The 14,847-nt window shown below is 76.6% G+C and carries 12 protein-coding genes; 7 read left to right on the top strand and 5 right to left on the bottom strand.

What is annotated here, in order from left to right; translation table 11 throughout:
* The first annotated feature begins 26 nt into the window (after window positions 1-26).
* A complete protein-coding gene (locus tag AC2TDM_RS11920; protein WP_484634738.1) occupies window positions 27-755 on the top strand; it encodes a non-canonical purine NTP pyrophosphatase in 729 nt (242 codons plus the stop codon).
* A 5-nt stretch (window positions 756-760) separates the two neighbouring features.
* Entirely contained in the window at window positions 761-2,587 is a 1,827-nt protein-coding gene (locus AC2TDM_RS11915; RefSeq protein ID WP_484636451.1) for an ATP-binding cassette domain-containing protein, read from the top strand.
* Between the two features lie 45 nt (window positions 2,588-2,632).
* Here AC2TDM_RS11915 and AC2TDM_RS11910 read toward each other — a convergent pair whose 3' ends face one another.
* On the bottom strand, window positions 2,633-3,187 hold the full coding sequence (locus tag AC2TDM_RS11910; protein ID WP_090030408.1) for an NUDIX hydrolase family protein: 555 nt from the start codon (window positions 3,185-3,187) through the stop codon (window positions 2,633-2,635).
* 197 nt (window positions 3,188-3,384) lie between these two features.
* Between AC2TDM_RS11910 and AC2TDM_RS11905 the strand changes: the two genes are divergently transcribed.
* The 5 genes from AC2TDM_RS11905 to trxA are packed head-to-tail and all read left to right on the top strand — an operon-like array spanning window position 3,385 to window position 9,625.
* The gene (locus tag AC2TDM_RS11905; RefSeq protein ID WP_484634737.1) at window positions 3,385-4,809 is read left to right on the top strand and encodes a cytochrome ubiquinol oxidase subunit I; all 1,425 of its coding nucleotides are present in this window, start codon (window positions 3,385-3,387) and stop codon (window positions 4,807-4,809) included.
* Window positions 4,810-4,812: 3 nt separating this feature from the next.
* A complete protein-coding gene (cydB, locus tag AC2TDM_RS11900) occupies window positions 4,813-5,847 on the top strand; it encodes a cytochrome d ubiquinol oxidase subunit II (RefSeq protein ID WP_484634736.1) in 1,035 nt (344 codons plus the stop codon).
* A 3-nt stretch (window positions 5,848-5,850) separates the two neighbouring features.
* Entirely contained in the window at window positions 5,851-7,563 is a 1,713-nt protein-coding gene (gene cydD, locus AC2TDM_RS11895) for a thiol reductant ABC exporter subunit CydD (protein ID WP_484634735.1), read from the top strand.
* Window positions 7,560-9,197 carry a thiol reductant ABC exporter subunit CydC gene (gene cydC / locus AC2TDM_RS11890; RefSeq protein WP_484634734.1) on the top strand — a complete coding sequence of 546 codons (1,638 nt, stop codon included), beginning with the start codon at window positions 7,560-7,562 and terminating at the stop codon, window positions 9,195-9,197. The genes cydD and cydC overlap by 4 nt, the downstream gene beginning before the upstream one ends.
* 50 nt (window positions 9,198-9,247) lie before the next feature.
* Window positions 9,248-9,625, top strand: coding sequence for a thioredoxin (gene trxA / locus AC2TDM_RS11885; protein ID WP_090029900.1), 378 nt, complete (start codon window positions 9,248-9,250; stop codon window positions 9,623-9,625).
* A 39-nt stretch (window positions 9,626-9,664) separates the two neighbouring features.
* Here trxA and AC2TDM_RS11880 read toward each other — a convergent pair whose 3' ends face one another.
* From AC2TDM_RS11880 to AC2TDM_RS11865, 4 genes are all read right to left on the bottom strand, one after another.
* Window positions 9,665-12,145 carry a putative bifunctional diguanylate cyclase/phosphodiesterase gene (locus AC2TDM_RS11880; protein ID WP_484634733.1) on the bottom strand — a complete coding sequence of 827 codons (2,481 nt, stop codon included), beginning with the start codon at window positions 12,143-12,145 and terminating at the stop codon, window positions 9,665-9,667.
* Between the two features lie 160 nt (window positions 12,146-12,305).
* Window positions 12,306-12,869, bottom strand: a complete 564-nt coding sequence (locus AC2TDM_RS11875; protein ID WP_090029905.1) for a putative pterin-binding protein — start codon at window positions 12,867-12,869, stop codon at window positions 12,306-12,308.
* 89 nt (window positions 12,870-12,958) lie between these two features.
* The gene (locus AC2TDM_RS11870) at window positions 12,959-14,125 is read right to left on the bottom strand and encodes a glycosyltransferase family 9 protein (protein WP_484634732.1); all 1,167 of its coding nucleotides are present in this window, start codon (window positions 14,123-14,125) and stop codon (window positions 12,959-12,961) included.
* Window positions 14,122-14,817, bottom strand: a complete 696-nt coding sequence (locus AC2TDM_RS11865; protein WP_484636450.1) for an SDR family oxidoreductase — start codon at window positions 14,815-14,817, stop codon at window positions 14,122-14,124. The genes AC2TDM_RS11870 and AC2TDM_RS11865 overlap by 4 nt, the downstream gene beginning before the upstream one ends.
* Window positions 14,818-14,847 lie beyond the last annotated feature (30 nt).

The following is a 14,847-nucleotide window of genomic DNA, read 5'->3' as shown; positions in this document are numbered from 1 at the left end:
CGCTGGTCGCGGGCGGCAGTCCCCGCGTGCCCGCGGGCGCGCGGCTGGTGCTCGCGACGCACAACGCGCACAAGGTCGAGGAGCTGCGGGCCATCCTCGGTGCGGCGCTGCCCGACCTGCCCGACGACGCCGTCGTCGGGGCGGCGGACCTCGGCGTGCCCGAGCCGGTGGAGGACGGTGTGACGTTCGCCGCCAACGCGCTCATCAAGGCGCGCGCGCTGGCCGCCGCGACCGGGCTGCCGGCGGTGGCGGACGACTCGGGCCTGGCGGTGGACGTCCTCGGCGGTGCGCCCGGCATCTTCTCGGCGCGGTGGGCCGGGCGGCACGGCGACGACGCGGCGAACCTGGCGCTCCTGCTGGCGCAGCTGGCGGACATCGCGCCGGAGCACCGCGGCGCCCGGTTCGTGTGCGCGGCGGCCCTCGTCGTGCCCGCCGGTGCCGCCGGGGTCGCGGCGGACGCGGCCGACGGGTTCGAGCACGTGGAGCTGGGCACGCTCGAGGGCACGCTCGCCGCCGCGCCGCGCGGGGGGCACGGCTTCGGGTACGACCCCGTGCTGGTGCCGACGGGGTCGGACCGGACGTGCGCCGAGCTGGACCCCGCCGAGAAGAACGCCATCAGCCACCGCGGCGCCGCGTTCCGTGCGCTGGCGCCGGTCGTCGCACGGGTCCTGGTGCCCTCCTCGGGGTCGGGGCGCGGGTCGGGGCGCGGGTCCGGGCGCTCGTCGGGGCCCGGGCCCGGGTCCGCACGGACGTGAGCGCGGTGCCGGACGAGGGGCTCGCCGTCGCCGAGGAGGCGGTCGGGACCGTCCAGCTCGTCGCCGAGGGGGTGACGTACGGGTGGCCGGGCCGGTCCGTCGTGACGGACCTGGGGCTCGTCGTGCACGCGGGGGACCGGGTGGGCCTCGTCGGGGAGAACGGCGCCGGGAAGACCACGCTGCTGCGGGTCCTCGCCGGCGACCTCGTCCCGCAGGCCGGTCGTGTGCGCCGCTCGGGGACGCTGGCGGTCGTCGAGCAGGCGCTCGACGTCGTGCCCGGGTCCACCGTCGGGGACCTCGTCGCCGCCACGCAGGCGCGCGTGCGGGCGGCGCAGGCGGCGCTCGACGCGGCCGTCGCGGGGTTCGACCACGAGAGCGGCGACCTCGCCCGGCTCGGCGCGGCGCTGGCGGCCGTCGAGCGGCTGGAGGCGTGGGACGTCGACCGGCGCGTCGACGAGGCGCTCACCCGCTTCGGAGCGCCGCGGGACACGGGACGCCGGCTGGACGAGCTGTCGGTCGGCGAGCGCTACCGCGTGCGGCTGGCGTGCCGCATCGCCGAGCGCGCGGACCTGCTGCTGCTCGACGAGCCGACGAACCACCTGGACGCGGCCGGCATCGAGTACCTGACGGCGGCCCTGCGCGCGTGGCCGGGCGGGCTGGTCATCGTCACGCACGACCGGCGCCTGCTCGACGAGGTCATGACCGCGATCCTCGACATGGACCCGTCGATGGACGGGCGCCCCGCGCTGTACGGGGCGACGCGGTACGCGGACTACCGCTTCGCGCGCGACGCCATGCTGCGGCGCTGGTCCGCGCGCTACCGCGCGGAGCGGAAGCGCGCGGAGACGCTCGAGCGCCGGCTGGACGCCTCCTACGAGGGGCTGTCGGACGCATGGCGCCCGCCGAAGGGCTCGCAGGGACACCGCCGGGCCACCCGGGCGCGCATCCACGTCAAGGCGGCCGACCGGCTCGTGCAGCGGCTGGAGGCCGAGGGCGTCGAGGTGCCCGTCCCGCCGCTGGCCCTGGCGTTCCCCGACCTGCCGGCGCTGCCGACGACGCGCGACGGGGTCCCGCAGCCGGCGGCGCTCGTCGAGCTGCGGGCCCCGCGCGTGGTCGCGCCCGACGGGCGGGTGCGTCTCGACCTGCCCGGTCACCGGCTCGCGGTGCCGCCGTGCGGGCGGCTGCTCGTGACCGGGCCGAACGGGTCGGGCAAGTCGACGCTGCTCGCGGCGCTCGCGGGGACGCTGCGGCTCGACCGGGGCGTCCGCACGGTCGCGCCGGGCGTGCGGCTGGGCGTGCTGGGCCAGGAGCGGGACGGGCGCGCCCCGCAGCCCGCTGCCGGCCAGCCCGGTGCCGTGCATGCCGGTGCCGTGCATGCCGGTGCCGAGCACGCCGGTGCCGCGGACGCCGGTGCTGTTGACGCCGGGCTGCCCGTCGGGCTGCCGTCCGTCGACGAGCGGGACCCCACGGGCAGGCCGCTCACGGGATTCGACGCCTACGCACGGCACGCCCTGGACCTGCTGCGGGCCGGGCTCGTCGACCCGGACCGGCTCGTGCCGGTCGCCGCGCTCGGGCTGCTGACCGAGGAGGACCTGGAGCGGCCGCTCGTGGAGCTGTCGGTCGGGCAGCGCCGCCGGTTCGACCTGGCGTGCGCGCTCCTGGCCGCGCCGCACCTCCTCGTGCTCGACGAGCCGACGAACCACCTGTCCGTGCACCTCGTCGACGAGCTCACCGTCGCGCTGCGCGGGACGTCCGCGGCCGTCGTCGTCGCCACGCACGACCGGCAGATGCGGGCGGACCTGGCGGACTGGCCGGCGCTCGAGCTGGGCTGAGCCGCCGCCCGGTGGCCCGCCGGGCCCGGAGGGGGACGACCCCGGTCAGGGCATGCGGCCGACGAACGCCATCGCCTGGCGCAGGAGCGTGCCCTGCCCGCCGTGCATCTCGATCTGGACCTCCTCGGAGCACGCCTCCTCGGGCGTCATCCACGCGAGGTCGATCGCGTCCTGCTGCGGGCGGCAATCACCGGCGACCGGCACGACGTACGCCAGCGACACCGCGTGCTGCCGGGGGTCGTGGTACGGCGTCACGCCCGGCGTCGGCAGGTACTCCGCCACCGTGAACGGCTGCGGCGTCGACGGGATCTGCGGCAGCGCGACCGGGCCGAGGTCCTTCTCGATGTGCCGCACGAGCGCGTCCCGCACCCGCTCGTGGTACATGACGCGGCCCGACACGAGCGCGCGGGACATCACCCCGGACGACGTGACGCGCAGCAGCAGGCCGACGGCGACCACGTCGCCGCAGTCGTCGACGCGCACGGGCACCGCGTCCACGTAGACGATCGGCAGCCGCGAGCGGGCCTCCGCGATCTGCTCGGGGCTCAACCAGCCGGCGGGCCGCTCGGGGCCGCGGGGGAAGTCGGGGGTCGCAGTCACGCCGCACAGTCTGCCGTGCGCCGCCCGTGGGACCAGCACCGGGGCGACCTGTGTCCGCGCCACGTCCGCCGGGCGGGCGTGCGCGGACCCACCCATACTGGCCCCGCCGAGCGCGACGCCGTCCGGGCCGGGAGCACCCTGGGCCGCGACGCCGGGCGCCGAGGGCCGCCCGCCGGCGGTCGCCCCGGAGGCTGCGCATGGACGTCGTCGACCTGTCCCGGTTCCGGTTCGCCTCGACGAGCATCTTCCACTTCTTCTTCGTCTCCCTGACGGTGGGGCTCGCGTTCCTCATCGCGGTGATGGAGACGTTCGCGTTCCTGCGGCACGAGCGGCGCGAGGCCTACGCGACGATGACCGCGTTCTTCGGGCACCTGTTCCTCATCAACTTCGCCGTCGGCGTCGTGACGGGGATCGTGCAGGAGTTCCAGTTCGGCATGAACTGGAGCGAGTACTCGCGGTTCGTCGGGAACATCTTCGGCGTGCCGCTGGCGCTCGAGGTGCTCATGGCGTTCTTCCTCGAGAGCACGTTCATCGGGCTGTGGTGGTTCGGCAAGGACCGGCTCAAGCCGTGGATGCGCCTGGGCAGCATCTGGCTCGTGGCCATCGGCACGCAGGTGAGCGCGTTCTGGATCGTGCTGGCCCACGCCTGGATGCACCACCCCGTGGGGTACGCGATCGTCGACGAGCGCGCGGTCCTCACCGACTTCACCGCGGTGGTGCTCAACTACAAGGCGTGGCTGTACTTCGCCCACGTACAGGGCAGCGCGTGGACCGTCGCCGGGTTCTTCGTCCTGGCCATCAGCGCCTACCACCTGCTCAGGGGCCGCAACGTCGAGGTCTTCTCGCGCTCCCTGCGGATCGCCCTGGTGTTCGCCGCCGTCGGGACGGTCTTCTCCGCCACGAGCGGCCACCGCGAGGCGCAGGTCGCCCGCGTGGACCAGCCGATGAAGTTCGCGGCGATGGAGGCCCAGTGGGAGACCTCCGACTCCCCGGCGCCGTGGTCCCTCGTCGCGGACATCGACGAGCGGGAGCGGGAGAACGACTTCTCCGTCGAACTGCCCTACCTCGGGTCGATCCTCGCCTACAACAGCCTCGAGGGCCGGTACGACGGGCTCGTCGAGCTGAACGAGCAGTACCAGGAGGCGTACGGGCCCGGTGACTACGTCCCGCCGGTGGCACCCGTCTACTGGTCCTTCCGGCTCATGGTCGCGATCGGGTCGCTCCTGCTGCTGACCGCCTTCACCGGGCTGTTCCTGTGGTGGCGCAGGCGCGCGGCGCTGGACCGCACGCGCTGGTACCTGCGCCTGCTGGTCCTCCTGGTGCCCCTGCCGTGGATCGCGAACTTCGCCGGGTGGGTCGTCACGGAGATGGGGCGCCAGCCCTTCATGGTCTACGGCCTGCTGACCGTCCAGGAGGGGGTCAGCGCGAACACGGCGGGCGAGGTCCTCGTGGGGCTCGTCGGCCTCTGGGTGGTCTACCTCGCCCTCATCGGTCTCGACGTCTTCCTCCTCACCGTCACGGCGCGAGCGGGCATCGACCACGTGCCCCAGGCGCAGCTCGTCGCCGCGCCGGTGCCGGACTACGGCGGCGAGGGCTTCGAGCGCTACGAGCGGAAGGCCTGAGCCGTGGACCTCGTCGTGCTGTGGTTCTGGCTCATCGCCCTCACCTTCACGCTCTACTTCTTCCTCGAGGGCTTCGACTTCGGCGTCGACATCCTGCGGCCGCAGCTCGCGCGCGACGAGTCCGAGGAGCGGGCCCTCACCGGCACGATCGGCCCGTTCTGGGACGGCAACGAGGTGTGGGTGATCGCGGCCGCCGGGATGCTCTTCTCGACCTTCCCCGTCTGGTACGGCGCGCTGTTCAGCGGCATGTACCCGGTGTTCGTCGTCATCCTGCTCGCGCTGCTGCTGCGCGGGGTGTCCTTCGAGTACCGCAACCAGGTCGACAAGCAGCGGTGGCGCGACTTCTGGGACCTCATGGCCTTCGCCGGCAGCGTCCTGCCCGCCTTCCTGTGGGGCCTGGTGATGGCCAAGATCATCGAGGGGCTCCCGGTGGACGGCGACGAGCGGGTCGTCGGCGGGCTGGGGGAGCTGTTCACGCCGTTCTCCGTGGTCGGCGGCCTGACCACGCTGCTGCTGTTCACCCTGCACGGCGCGAACTTCCTGCTCCTGCGCCTGCACCAGGACTCCGTCCTGTACGCCCGGGCGCGCAGGGCGGCGCTGCGGTGGGGCGCGCTGGCCACGGTGGCGATCCTCGCCTTCGTCACCATGGGCTACGTGACCGAGGGGCTGTTCGAGAGCTTCGGCGTGCTGCCCTGGGTCTTCCCGGTGGCCGCCTTCGCCACGCTCGCGACGATCTGGCTCGCGCTCTCGCTCCGCCGCGACGTGCTCGCGTTCGTGATGAGCGGGCTGACGATCCTCCTGGCGACCGTGACCGTGTTCCTCGCGCTGTTCACCCGCGGCGTGGTGCTGCCCTCGACGATCGACCCCGCCTTCAGCCTGACGCTCGCGGGCTCGGCGAGCCAGCACCGGACCCTGGTCCTCATGACCTGGGTCGGCGGGTTCTTCCTGCCGCTCATCATCGGGTACCAGGTGTGGGACTACTACGTGTTCCGCGAGGGGGTGCGGCCCGACGCCGGCGGGCTGCAGAAGGGCTACTGACGGGTGCCGGGCCGCCGCCTCCTCGCCCGCGCCCGCACCGGCCGTGGTGGGGCCGACGACGCCGGCACCGCCGCGGTGACCGCGCGGCCCGAGGTGCGGCGGCTGCGCGCGGCGTGCACCGCGGTCGCCGTGCTGGTCGCGGCGCTCGTCGTGCTGCAGTGGGCGCTCGTCGCCCGCGTGGTGGAGGCCGTCGTGGGAGCCGGACGCAGCCCGGCGGCGCTCGCGGTGCCGCTCGCCGGCGCGCTCGCGGCCTGGTGGGCGCTCGCCGGGCTGCTGGCGCTGCGCGACCTGCTGGCCGCCCGCACCTCGGCGCGGGTGCGGCGGGAGGTGGGGCTCGACGTCGTGCGCACGCTCGTGCGCCTCGGCCCCGCGGCCGACGCCCGCGCGGGGGAGCTGGCGACCACGGCGACCGCAGGGGTACGGCTGCTCGACGGCCTCGTGGCCCGCTACGTCCCGGGCCGGACGCACGCCACGGTGGTGCCCCTGCTCCTGGCGGCGGCGGTGCTCGTGCTCGACCCGCCGACGGCCCTCGTCCTCGTGCCGACGGGCGTGCTCGTCGTCGTGTTCCTGTGGCTCGTCGGGCTGCGCGCGCAGGGGGCCGCGGCGCGGCAGTGGGAGGGCCTGGGGCGCCTCGGCGCGCTCCTGACGGACGCCCTGCGGGTCCTGCCGACGGTGGTCACCTACGGCCGCGCACCGGCGACGGTCCGCTGGCTGGCGGACGTCGCCGAGGGCTACCGGGTCGCGACGCTGCGCGTGCTGCGCGCCGCCTTCCTCTCGGGCTTCGTGCTGGAGCTGGGCGCGACGCTCAGCACCGCCCTCGTCGCGATGACCGTCGGCGTCCGGCTGTTCGAGGGCGGCCTCGGGCTCGAGTGCGCCCTCCTGGTGCTGCTCCTGGCGCCCGAGTTCTTCGCGCCGCTGCGAGCGCTCGGGGCGGACCGGCACGCGGCGCTGGAGGGCCGGCCCGCCGCGGAGCGGATCGCGGCGCTCCTGGCGCTGCCCGGCCCGCCGAGCGGGGACGTCCCCGTGCCGGCCGGGGTGCCCGAGGTCCGGCTCGAGGGCGTCGGCGTGCGGCGCGACGGGCGGGACGTCCTGCAGGGCGTCGACCTCGTGCTGCCCCCGGGGTCGCGCACGGCCCTCGTCGGGCCCAGCGGTGCCGGCAAGACCACGCCGGTCCGGCTGGTCCTCGGGTACGGCGAGCCCGGTACCGGCCGCGTGCTCGTCGGGGGCACGCCACTGCCGCGGCTGCGGCGCGCCGACTGGTGGGCGGCGGTCGCGCACGTCCCGGAGCGGCCCTACCTGCTGCCCGGCACCGTCGCCGACAACGTGCGGCTCGGGCGCCCGGACGCCGACGACGAGCAGGTGTCGACGGCGCTGGTCCGCGCCGGGCTGACGGAGGTCGTCGCGGCCTTGCCGCAGGGCGTCCGCACCCGGGTCGGCGAGGACGGCGCGACGCTCTCCGGCGGCGAGCGGCTGCGCCTGGCCCTGGCGAGGGCCTTCCTGCAGGACACGCCCCTGGTGGTGCTCGACGAGCCGACCTCGCAGCTCGACCCCGCGACGGAGGCCGTCGTCCTCGCGGCCGTGGCGGACCTCGCGCGCGGCCGCACGCTCCTGACAGTGACGCACCGATCCGCGCCGACGGCGCTGCACGACCGCGTGGTCCGGCTCCGGCCCGACGGCGTGCTCGTGGACGGGGCCGTCGCGCAGGCCGTGCCGTGAGGGCCGTGCTGCGCCACCTGCCTCGCGGCCGCACGGCGCTGGCGGTGGCCCTGGCCACCGGGACGGTGCTGTCCGGGGCGGCTCTCCTGGCGACCTCGGGGGCCCTTGTCACGAATGCGTCGCTGCGCCCGGAGTCGCTGCTCGTCCTCCTGCCCCTCATCACCTCGGTCCGCGCCTTCGGCCTGTCGCGTGCCGCGTTGCGCTACGTCGAGCGGCTCGTGTCGCACGACGTCACGCTCCGGCTGGTCGCCCGCCTCCGCACCGACCTGCTCCTGGGCCTCGTGCCCCTCTCGCCGGCGGCGCTGACGGGCGTGCGCGGCGGCGAGCTGCTGGCCCGCCTGCACGCCGACGACGACGCCCTGCAGGACGTGCTGCTGCGCCTGCTGGCCCCGGCCGCGGTGGCCGTGCTCGCGGGATCGGCGGCCGTCGTCCTGGCGGCCGCGGTGCACCCCGGCCTCGGCGCCGTGCCGGCCGCGCTGCTCCTCCTGCTCGGCGTCGTCGTGCCGGCGTGGGCGGACCGGGCCGGCGCGCCGGCGGCCCGGGCGGTCGCCGCGGCGGAGGAGGCCCGCGGCGCGGACGTGCTCGACCTCGTCCGGGGGCTGGCGGACCACGTCGGCGGCGACGGCGGGGCGACGGCCCTGGCCGCCGCCGACGCGCGGCTGCGGGAGCAGGAGGCGGCGGAGCGGGCGGCCGCCCGGGTGGCGGCCGTGGCGACCCTGCTCCGGGAGGGCGTGCCCGCGCTCGGCCTCGTGGCCGCGTTCGTGCTGGTCGGTGGGGGCGTGGCCGCCGGCGAGACCTCGCCGCTGCTGCTCGCGGCGGCGGCGCTGGGCGTCCTCGGCTCGTTCGAGGCCGTGGCCGGCCTCGGGGCGGCCTGGGCGCTGGCGGGCGGTGCGCGCGCGGCCGGACGCCGCGTCGAGGCGCTGGCGGCGACCCCGCCGGCGGTCGTCGACCCGGAGGGGCCCGGGCCCCGTCCGGCCGGGCACGACGTGGCGCCGGTGGACGTCGGCGTCACCTACCCGGGTGCGTCGAGCCCCGCGCTGGCACACCTCGACCTCGTCGTGCGGGCGGGGGAGAAGGTCGCCCTCGTGGGGCCCAGCGGCGCCGGGAAGAGCACCGTGCTGGCGCTCCTGCTGCGGGCGCGCGACCCGTCCGCCGGCCGCGTCCTGCTCGGCGGTGCGGACCTGCGCCGCCTGCCGCTCGACGAGGTGCGGGCCGCGTCCGCGTGGGTGCCGCAGGAGCCGCAGGTGCCCGGGGCGTCGCTGGCCGGCAACCTGCGCATGGGAGACCCCGCCGCCGACGACGGGCGGCTGCGGGCGGTGCTCGCCGACGTCGGGCTCGCCGACCGGGCGGCCGACCTGGGTCTCGACGGCTGGGTCGGCGAGGCGGGCTCGCGGCTGTCCGCGGGTGAGCGCGCGCGCCTCGGGCTGGCGCGGGCCCTGCTGCGGCCCGCACCCCTCCTGCTCGTCGACGAGCCGACCGCGCACCTGGACCGCGCCGCCGGTGCCGCGGTCGTGTCGATGCTCGCGCGCGAGCCGCGCACCGTCGTGATGGTCACGCACGACGCCACGCTGCTCGACGAGCGGTGGCGCGTGGTGGTGCTGCGACCGCCCGGAACACCGCCCGGAATACCGTGAGGGCCGGCCGTGCTGTACCCACCGTCCAGCGACCGACAGAGGAGAACGCCGTGGCGACCGTCACCCTGACAGCAGACAACCTCGAGACCACCATCAAGGACAACGACATCGTCCTGGTCGACTTCTGGGCGGCCTGGTGCGGCCCGTGCCGTCAGTTCGGCCCGATCTTCGAGAAGTCCTCGGACACGCACGCCGACATCGTGCACGCGAAGATCGACACCGACGCCGAGCAGGCGCTCGCCGCCGAGCTGCAGATCACGTCGATCCCGACGCTCATGGCCTTCCGCGAGGGCGTGCTCGTCTACAACCGTCCGGGCGCGCTGCCCGGCCCGGCCCTGCAGCAGGTCGTCGACGCCGTGCGCAACCTCGACATGGACGAGGTGCGCAAGACCATCGCCGAGCACGACCACGAGGGCGCGCAGGCCTGACACCGGTCGCTCCCGCCCGGTGGGGGCGACGCCGGACCGTCATGCGACGGGTGGCGGTCGGCGGCTGCTGCGGTCGCGCGCCTCGTCGACCGGCCCGCGCGGGGCCGGCACCCGCGGGGTCGCTCCCGTGGGGGCCGGGCCCGGTGCGAGGTCCCGTCCCCGGACCGGCGACAGCGCCGCAAGGCCCGTCCGGACGCCCGCCGTCCCCTCCGGGGCGGCGGGCGTCAGTGCACCCAGGGGGGCCGGGCGGGCGAGCAGGTAGCCCTGGACGGTGTCGCAGCCGGCCGCGACGACGGCGGCCATCTCCGCCTCCGTCTCGACGCCCTCGACCGTCACCCGCATCCCGAGGTCGTGGACGATCGCGGTGAGCGCGCCGAGCAGGCGCCGGGTGCGCGGCGAGACGGTGAGGTCCCGCAGGAACGAGCGGTCGAGCTTGACGAGGTCGACGGGCAGCCGCAGCAGGTAGGCCAGCGACGAGTAGCCCGTGCCGAAGTCGTCGAGCGCCACTTCCATGCCGACGGCCTGCGCCGCCGCGAGGACCGCGATGGCGTGCTCCGGGTCCTCGAGGACGACGGTCTCCGTGAGCTCGAGGACCACCGCGTCGGGGGAGAGCCGGGCGCGCGCGAGGCAGTGCCGGACGTGGTCGAGGAAGCCCAGGTCGTGCAGCTGCGTCGCCGCGACGTTGACGCTCACCCTGAGGTCCGGGCGTCCGGCGGCGCGCATGACGGCGAGGTCGCGGACTGCCGTGGCCACGACCCAGCGGCCCAGCGCCAGGACCAGCCCGGACTCCTCGGCCAGCGGGATGAACTCGTCCGGCGGGACCAGCCGGTCGGCGGTCCGCCAGCGCACGAGCGCCTCCACCGCCACCCACGAGCGGTCGCCGGTGCGGACGATCGGCTGGTAGTGCAGCTCGAGGCGGTCGTGCGCGATGGCCTCCGCCAGCCGGTCGACGAGGTGCTGGCGGGCCGCCTGCTCGGCGAGCCCGGCGCCGTCGACGGTCTCGACCTGGTCGGGGCCGCGGCGCTTGGCCTCCTGCATCGCCGCGTCGGCGTGCCGGACCAGCTCGTGCGGCCGCACGTCGGCCGCGCGGGCGGCCACGACCCCGATGCCGGCCGTCACCGCCACCCCGGGGACGGCGTCGAGCGGGACGCGCAGCGCGGCGCGCAGGGTCTGCGCCAGCCCGTGCGCGTCGTCGTCCCCCGCGCGCCGGACGACGAACTCGTCGCCGCCGAGGTGGTAGACCACGCCGTCCGGCACGTGCCGCCGCAGGCGCGCGCCGAGCTCGTGCAGCACCGCGTCGCCGCGCAGGGCGCCGACGCGCTCGTTGAGCGAGCGGAAGCCGTCGAGGTCGAGCACGGCGAGCGCCGCCACCCCGGTCCCGTGCTCGTCCTCGGCGGCCGCCGCGTCGAGGTCCCGGTCGAGCCGCAGGCGGTTGGGCAGGCCCGTGACGCGGTCGTGGTACGCGAGGTGCTCGAGCTCGGCGGCGTGCCGGGTCCGGTCGGTGACGTCGTGCGCGTTGACGACGACGCCGGCGACGGCGGGGTCGTCGAGCAGGTTGGTCAGCCGCACGGCCAGGTGCGTGAGGCCCGCGGGGTCCTGCCCGGCGCCGGGCAGGCGGACCGCCACGTCGAGGGTCGTCGTGGCGCCGGGCGCAGCCAGGCACGCGCGGAACGACGCGACGGCCGACGCCTGCAGGTCCGCCGGGACGAGGTCGCCGACGCGCAGGCCGTCGAGCGGCCCGACGGTGGTCCCGAGCGCGGTGCTGGTGCGCGGGTCGACGTAGGTCAGCGCACCCCGCTCGTCGAGCACGAGCGTGATGTCGTTGCCGTGCGCCACGAGCGCGCGGAACCGCCGCTCGCTGAGCTCGACCGCCCGCTGCGCCTCCGCGCGCTCGGCGGCCTCGCGCACGACGAGGGCGTACGCGGCGGAGAACTCCCGCCGGACCGAGCGCTGCAGGAGCACCACCAGGAGCCCGCCGAGCAGGAGGGACAGCGCGGCGCAGACGACGACGAGGCGCTGCTGGGCGTTCTGCTGCTGCAGCCGGTCGGACAGCTCGGAGTAGAAGGCGCCCTCGAGGCGCGCGTAGAGGCCGCGCACGTCGGCGACGACCGCCTCGGCGTCGGCGACGACGGTCGCGCGGGCCGCGGCCACCTCGTCGGGGGCGAGCACGTCGGGCAGGGCCTCGAGGTGCGCGTCGAGCCGGGCGTGGTCGGCGACGGCCTGCGTGACCTGGGCCGCGACGGGTCCGTCGAGGTCCTTCGCGGCGAGGATCCGCACCTGCTGGCCGAGGAACGCGCTCTGCTGCCGCAGGGTGACGACGGAGTCGTCGCCCGCGTCGAGCCGCTCCGCCTGCACGAGCGCGAGCAGGGCGTCACGCTGGGCGTCCGCGAGGTTGCCGGTGACGTCCTGCGCGAGGGAGAAGGAGTTCGCCGTGGCCCGTAGGCTGGCGTAGTCGCGCAGGGACAGCACCGGCGTCGCGAGGACCGCGGCCGCGAGCGCCAGCGCCAGGAGCCCCTGCACCGGTGACAGCCGGGCCCCGCCTCGGTTCGCGCCGGCGTCGGTGCCGGCGCCGGCTCGCGACCACCAGGCGCGCTGCGCCCGCGGCGTCCGCGACGCGCGCGGCCTCCGCGGCACGTGCAGCCCTCGCGGCGCGCCGGCGCGCCGCCCCGTCATCGCGCGGTCACGGCGCCGTGCTGTCCGCCGCGAGGGACGCGATGCTCCAGATCCACAGCGACTGGTCGCGGGTGTCCGGGTGGTCGTCGGTCAGCACGAGGCGGGTCGGCCCGCCCTCCTCGAGGGGGATCGGCTCGCCGTCGGCGCGGGTCGCGAGGACGGCGCCCGGGTGGTCGGCGACGGTCAGCGGCACGTCGACGGCGTAGTCGTTGAGGGCCAGCGAGTGCAGGACCGTCGCGTCCTGCGGCACGCCCACGACGCGCAGCAGCTCGGCCAGCGCGACGCCCCGGAACGTCACCCGCTCCTCGAGGAACGGCTCGTACACCTCCGCCTCGACCGTCGGCATCGCCTCGAGGTCGGCCATGGACAGCGTCACGGTGCCCGACGACGTCCCCTCGACGGTGAGGACCACGTCCTCCGCCGCCGGGGTCGTGAGGTCCGCGACCTCGACGACGGTGCCGGCGGAGACCGCGTGCACCTGCGCGCTCGTCCCGTCGGAGCACGAGGCCAGGCCCGCGACCGCCGCACCGGCGAGGCAGAGCACGAGCAGGGCACGGGGGCGTGCGCGCATCGAGGGACTCCTTCCGTCAGCCCCGCCGATCGACGCGACGACCTCCCTCCTGAGCCGCGGCCGGACGCGTCACCCCTCGGGGTGACCGTTCACCCGTCCGGGCGCGAGGCGGCCGACGCGACGTGCGACGCGCGGCTGACGGCGCGCGCGGGGCCTGCCGGGGTCGCGGTGCCGACCGTGCGTGCGGTGCGGGTCGGCCGCGGGGCGACGGCGGTGCTCGTCGACCGCGCAGCGGCGGGGCGCGGGTGGGCGGGCGCCCTCCCGGCGCCGAGGACGCGGTCGACGGCGTCCAGCACCTCGGGGACCTGGACGGACGCCAGCCACGGGTGGACGACGTCGGCGCCGCCGTCGCCCGCGGGGGACCCGTCGTCGCCGTGCCACACGACCGCGTGGCGCCTCTCGTCGAGCAGCGGGCGCCACCAGCGGGGCGGCACCGGGCCGAACAGCACGACCGACGGCGTGGCCACGGCCGTGGCGAGGTGGGCGACCCCGGTGTCCCCGCACACGAGCAGCGCCGCCCCCGCGACGCGTGCCGCGAGAGCGGGCAGGTCCAGCGCTCCCGCCAGGTCGACGACGTCGCGTGCCTCGTTCCCGGCGTCCCCCGTGCCGCCTCCCGCCGTCCCGCCGCGCTCCCGGACGCCGGCGACGACCTGCGCGCACAGCTCGCGCTCGTCGGGACCGCCCGTGACGCCCACGCGGAAGCCCCGCGCCCGCAGGGCCGCCCCGACCGCGGCGAAGCGGTCGGCGGGCCAGCGCCGGGCCCCGGACGCCGCACCGGGGTGGAGCAGGACCTCGGGCCGTGCGTCGTCGCGAGCGGGGGCGGGGGCGGGCGCTACCTCCGGCAGGCGCAGGTCCTGCGGGCCGCACGACCCGCCCGCGGAGGCCACGAGACGGCACCAGCGCAGGACCTCGTGCTCCTCGGGGTCGAAGGTCGGGCCGCCGGGGTGGCCGGGGGCGGCGAAGGCGACGAGCCGGTCCGGGCGCGTGGCCGCGAGGAGCGCGTGGCTCTGCGGGCCGCGGCCGTGCAGGTTGACCGCCACGTGGCCCGTCCCCGACCACGCGAACGGCTCCAGCTCGCGCGTCGGCAGGACCGCGTCGACGAGGCCGAGGTCGCGCAGCCAGCCCCCGGTCGTCGTCGGTGCGGCGAGCACCAGACGACGACCGGGGAACGCGCGCCGCAGCCCACGGAGGGCGGCGACACCGGTGAGGGCGTCGCCGAGGCCGAGGGCGCGCAGGACGAGGACGTCGCCGGTCACGGCCAGGAGCTCTCCCCGGAGGCCATGACGAGCATCTCGCGGATCTCGGACCCGACGGGCTGCGTCAGCGCCGTGACCACCGTGCCGGCCGTGGCGCGCGGGTCGTTGAGGTCCGCGTCCGGGCCGGGCTTGTACTGCTCGGTGCGGCCGTCGAAGAACGCCGTGTCCATCCCGCCGGGGATGAGCAGCGTGACCCCGACCTTGCCGCGCAGCTCGGCCGCGAGGGCGTGCGAGAAGCCGCGGACGGCGAACTTCGAGGCGCTGTAGGCCGTCGCGTCGCTCATGCCCCGCAGCGACAGGGTCGAGCCGACGGTGACGACGGTCCCGCGCGAGGCCTCCAGGTGCGGCAGGCACGCGCGCACGACGGCGACGGTCCCGAACAGGTTGACGCGCACGACGCGCTCCCACACGTCCGGGTGGATGTCCACGAGGGCGCCGCAGGCGTCCGTGCCGGCCGCGGTGACGACGCCCGTGGGCGCCCCGACGAGGCCGACGAGCCGCTCGACGGCCTCCGCGACCACCGACGCCGGCTCCTCGAGGTCGACCTCGACGAACGCCACGTCCTGCTTCGGCGGCACGCGGTCGAGCACGCCGACCGTCCCGCCGGCGGCCAGCACGGCGTCGACGACCGCCGACCCCAGGCCGCTGGACCCGCCGGTGACGAACACCGTGCCGACCGGCCGGGGGGCCAGGACCTTCGCGTCCGCCTGCTGGTCCGTCCG

The organism is Cellulomonas sp. plas2, from assembly GCF_057221735.1.
This window is presented reverse-complemented; position numbering and strand designations above follow the sequence as displayed.